This window comes from Mesorhizobium sp. P3_A9, from assembly GCF_056402975.1.
This window is the reverse complement of record NZ_JBFUGJ010000612.1, coordinates 1-1,964: the sequence shown is the minus strand read 5'-3', so window position 1 is coordinate 1,964 and position 1,964 is coordinate 1. Positions and strand designations below refer to the sequence as shown.

Genomic DNA, 1,964 nt, shown 5'->3' with positions numbered 1-1,964 from the left:
TGCCGATGTAGAGCAGATCAGCCGCATCGGATGCGATGATCACCGGTTCGAATTCGGCGGCGCGCAGTCCGTTGTAGACCAGAATGTTTGGGATCGGCGGCTCGCCCACCTTCCGGCGATAGGTTCGCCGCTCRTAGTCSGAGACRAACAGCAGGCARTCGGTRAAGCGSSCCATGRWGCGYTCSAGSGCGAAGAACAGCTTYCCSGTGGCYGTTGTTTCGTCATAGTGGAGRGAGCCGCCATGCGGCGAATAAAGGCGGGCTACGCGAGACCTTGATACCCGCAACAATGAGCCGAASARACGAGCATAGGCGCCACCCTTGGCGCCGTGCCCGTGMAACACGTCCGGCCGCAATTCCTTGATGATCCTGTAGGTGCGCCGGGCCGAGGCGAGATCGCCCGGGCCGACATGGCGCTGCATTGGCGTGCGATGGATGCCGAGCGCCAGCATGTCCTTCATCTGCTCGAACAGGCGCTCCTCGAATTCGCCGCCAGTGGTCGAATCGCAGACGATGCCGACGACATGACCGGCTGCGACCTGCGCTTCCGTCAGGTCGCGCACATGCCGGAAAATTCCTCCGACGGGTGAACGAAAGCAGTGGACGATCCTGAGCTTGTCCGCCACGTGGTGTCTGTCAGAACAGGCGTTCGCGGACGTAGACGGTATCTCCGGGCAGCAGCGGGTCCGAGGTGACCACGCGGCCGGTCATCACCTTGCCATTGATGTCGCGGGTGATGTCGACGCTTTCCTGGTTGGCGCGCGGCGAGAAGCCGCCGGCAATGGCGATGGCCTTCTGCACGGTTAGGCCGGGCACATAGGAATACTGGCCGGCGGCACCCACTTCGCCCATGACGAAGATCGGCCGGTAGCGATCGATCTCGACCGAGACGTCGGGGTCGCGCAGATAGCCTTGCCGCAATTTGTCGGCGATCTCCTTTTCCATCTGCTGCGCGGTGTGTCCACGCGCCGGTATGGCGCCGACAAGCGGGAAGGAGAGGTAGCCGGACTGATCGACACTGTAGGTGTTGGTCAGGCCGTCCTGCTCGAACACGGTGACGCGGATGCGGTCGCCGGCACCGAGACGGTAGGGTTGGTCGAGGACCTCGTGGAAGGCCGCCGGCGTCGGCCGGTAGCTGGAGCAGCCGGCGAGCATCGATACGGCAAGCAGAGCGCGAAAGAGGGAGGCAGTGCTTTTCATGATCGGATACGTACCTTCGACTGGCCGCTGCGGCGTCGCAGCAAACATCTGGGATCGGGTCCGTTATCATCCTGTTAGGGTTAATGGCCGGTAAAGGAGCCGGTCGAGACGGCTCGCACAGCAGGGGTTTTGGCATTTTTATCGTTTTTCTTGCTGCTCGCCAGTAATCCCTAACGGAGTATTACCGCGATCTTAACGCCTGAGTTACCATAGTTGTTTACGGTGCATCCTGACCCAGTTTCGGAGTAGGGATGCATGTCCGTTCAGTCCGCGGCCGCAGATGTCGACGTCGACCTCAGGCAGCTCTTCGCCAGCCTGGCGAGGAACTGGCTGCGCATAGTGCTCTTCGTCTTGGTGGTGACAGGCCTGGCGTTTGCCTTCGCCTCGTTCGCGACCAAACATTATAAGGCCCAGACGCAGATCGAAATCGCGCCGCGCGAATCCGTCTACACCCGTCCGGCCGGCAGCAACAATGACGGCGACAAGCCAATCCTCGACGAGCAAGGCGTCGCCACCCAGGTCCAGATCATTTCGTCCAACGAAATCCTCAAGCAGGTGGCGGAGAAACTCAACCTGTCGCGACTGCCTGAGTTCGACGAAGCGGTCAACATGTCGTACCTGAGCCGCGTGCTGGTTCTGCTTGGGCTTAAGAACGACCCGACGGATATTCCTGTCGACGAGCGTGTCCTGAAGAAGATGCGCGAGAAGCTCAACGTCTTTGGCGTCGAAAAGACCCGCATCATTGCCATCGAGTTCTCCTCCGAG

3 protein-coding genes are annotated in these 1,964 nt (G+C 60.9%); 1 reads left to right on the top strand and 2 read right to left on the bottom strand.

The window, feature by feature from the left end; all coding sequences use genetic code 11:
• Nucleotides 1–625, bottom strand: a 625-nt coding sequence (locus AC1DX0_RS35215; protein WP_477359041.1) for a glycosyltransferase, incomplete at its 3' end; no start/stop codon positions are given.
• Nucleotides 626–635: 10 nt separating this feature from the next.
• The gene (locus AC1DX0_RS35210; protein ID WP_027042340.1) at nucleotides 636–1,199 is read right to left on the bottom strand and encodes a polysaccharide biosynthesis/export family protein; all 564 of its coding nucleotides are present in this window, start codon (nucleotides 1,197–1,199) and stop codon (nucleotides 636–638) included.
• A 255-nt stretch (nucleotides 1,200–1,454) separates the two neighbouring features.
• Here AC1DX0_RS35210 and AC1DX0_RS35205 point away from each other — a divergent pair.
• Nucleotides 1,455–1,964, top strand: a 510-nt coding sequence (locus AC1DX0_RS35205) for a Wzz/FepE/Etk N-terminal domain-containing protein (RefSeq protein ID WP_477359038.1), incomplete at its 3' end; no start/stop codon positions are given.

Coding starts and splice junctions, on each gene's coding strand:
- AC1DX0_RS35210 (WP_027042340.1), bottom strand. CDS start 1,199: ATGAAAAGCACTGCCTCCCTCTTTCGCGCTCTGCTTGCCGTATCGATG.